General features: G+C 39.9%; 3 protein-coding genes. 2 read left to right on the top strand and 1 reads right to left on the bottom strand.

The annotated features are described in order from the left end of the window. Positions 1-240 (top strand): hypothetical protein (locus tag K8S13_RS01600; protein ID WP_291459924.1); only part of this gene is annotated, 240 nt, incomplete at its 5' end. Between the two features lie 92 nt (positions 241-332). Beyond that, on the top strand, positions 333-1547 hold the full coding sequence (locus K8S13_RS01595; protein WP_291459922.1) for a beta-ketoacyl synthase: 1215 nt from the start codon (positions 333-335) through the stop codon (positions 1545-1547). 189 nt (positions 1548-1736) lie between these two features. Here the strand turns inward: K8S13_RS01595 and K8S13_RS01590 are convergent. Beyond that, on the bottom strand, positions 1737-2641 hold a 905-nt coding region (locus tag K8S13_RS01590), incomplete at its 5' end, for an ABC transporter permease (RefSeq protein ID WP_291459920.1).

Here is a 2641-nt window from a genome sequence, read left to right as displayed (position 1 = left end):
TTTTATGATTATACATTACCACATCCTGATAAGAAAGAGATATCACTCAAGGATCTGCCAAAAAACAAAAAAAGCTACATCTCCAATAAACTTTATAAAAACTACCTGGAATCCATTTTTGAAACTGTTAAATCCGGTCTATGCACCAAAGAACAGATTGAACACATTGTAAAAGAATACATGGACTGCGATAAAAGTCCATTTGATCTGGCAAAAGAAATCAGGTATCAAAAATTCTAAAATTATTCTTAATATTGCCGATTGAATTGTAACCTAATCTTCAATAATTTGTTACATAAGAATTAATCACATTTTTCGTTTGAATCAAAGCAATGAGTAATAAGGTTCTGATCACAGGTGTAAACGTTATTTCTTCGCTGGGTCTTGACTTGCAGACCAACTGGGAAAATCTGCTCAATGGACAAAGCGGGGTAAAGAAAATTACCTTATTCGATCCATCCGATCTTCAAACGCAAATTGCTGCACAGGTACCTGATGGTTTTGAACAATATTCCACAGAAAGGATAAAGAAAAGGCTTGCCCGGCAAATGACCAGGGTAACCCGGATATGTTATGTGTGTACCAAAGATGCTGTTGAACAAAGTAATCTCAATTTTGAAGATCTTGATAAAACAAGATGTGCTGTTATACTTGGCGTTGTGAATACAGGTAACTCCAGCGTAGAGAAAGGAACCGATCTGAAAAATGTGATCCTCAAAAATATGAACAATGCCATGTCGGCATGGATCTCACTTGAGTACGGATTAAAAGGCCCGAACTATACGGTAGCTACAGCTTGTTCCTCTTCCGGATATGCCATGGGACTGGGATACGACCTGATCAAAAGCGGACAGGCAGATGTGGTGATCACCGGTGGAGCCGATTCCATCATCAATCCTGAAGAGATTGCCGGATTTAATGAATTGTATGCACTATCTGTCGAAAATGATCCACCTGAAAAAGCCAGCAGGCCATTTTCCAAAAACCGTGATGGATTTGTAATTGGTGAAGGAGCAGGCATCATCATCCTTGAATCGGAAAAATCTGCCATAGCCCGAAATGCCAAAATCTATGCTGAGTTGGCCGGATACGGAATGTCCAGCGAAGGATATAACATCATGGCTCCGGAGAAAGACGGTGAGGGCATGGCATATACCATGGAACTTGCCCTGAAAAATACCGGCATAACTAAAAATGAGGTTCACTATATCAATGCTCACGGCACCTCCACCACGCTGAATGACAAGTATGAAACCCTGGCCATTAAAAAGGTGTTTGGAGATCAGGCATACAAAATACCCGTCTCATCCAGCAAATCTATGATTGGGCATACGGTGGGCGCTGCAGGAGGTATTGAAGGAGCCTTTACAGTTTTGAGTGTTTTAAACAACAAGATCCCTCCTACCATCAACCTTGATAAAAAAGATCCTGAGCTTGACCTCGATTACGTTCCAAATGTTTACAGGAAAAAAGAAATTTCAATCGCTCTTTCCAACTCTTTTGCTTTTGGCGGGCATAATGTAACACTCGTTTTCCGGAAATACTAGGTTCTGCATTCTGGGTTGAAAGTATCTTTTTACTTTTATCTTGATTTCATTCAAACCTTTGCAAAACCTAATAATAGCAAATCGTCATTCTGGGCTTGGCTCAGAATCTATGTAATAAAACTACAGATTCTGAAGTGAATTCAGAATGACGTTGTCGAAAGTGTATTGCAAAGGATTTATATAAATTTATTACTGTTTCCGTGAATACAGCCACACAGTTATAACAAAGCTAATTACAAAAAAGAGAATAAGTAACAGCAGGTTCATCCAAATAGATCCAAGGCCGGCATTCCTCACAAAAATATCTAAGTAAACATCAGTGCCCCACCGGATGGGTGAAAACATACTGATTGATTTTAAACCTCCTGGCATCATATATACCGGCATAAACAATCCGCCCAATGCTGATAAAATAATAACCAGTATGGAGCCGACCATGGCTGCCTGGTTGTGGGTGCCTGCAAGAGAACCTACAATCAACCCGAAACCGACAGCAGCCAGCCCACTGGCTAAAGTGGCCAACAATATCATACCGAATTGAGAACCGATTTCCAGAGCAGGTAATCCAAATACCAATGGAAAAACAAACATACCGATCAAAAGCATCAAAAAGAACTGGAGGAAACAAACCACAACATAGGCTATTATTTTTCCCCACAGGATATTGAAGTATAAAACAGGCAATGTCTTCAACCTGGTAAATGTACCCTGTTCTTTTTCGGTGATGATACTCCCGGCCAAAGGGATAACAATAAAAAACATGGCAAACAAGGCAAATCCCGGAACATTGTTCTGTGTCATGCTGGGCTGCAAAGTTTCTTCTTCAAGATTGGCATAGCTCTTTAAAACCGGTGCCAGGTTACTGATGTTTTGAGACAGGTCAATTTCAAAAGATTGTTGTAAGATAGTTGACAGATCAACATTCATCGAATCGGGTTTATCAAGGGAAATGTAATCCGGGGCATAATCACCCAGGTTCTCTTTCAACTTACTATTCATCTCCTGCTCGGTCCTTTGTATAAAGTAGTTGATCTCTTTTTTAAGGGCAACGTCAGCCTTATTATCAATCAATTCAGGCAATTCATCAAAAAAAC

The sequence above is a fragment of the Desulfobacula sp. genome, from assembly GCF_021107415.1.
This window is presented reverse-complemented; position numbering and strand designations above follow the sequence as displayed.

Bases quoted from the DNA above. Each gene is read 5' to 3' on its own strand.
- K8S13_RS01595 (WP_291459922.1), top strand. From the start codon at position 333: ATGAGTAATAAGGTTCTGATCACAGGTGTAAACGTTATTTCTTCGCTG.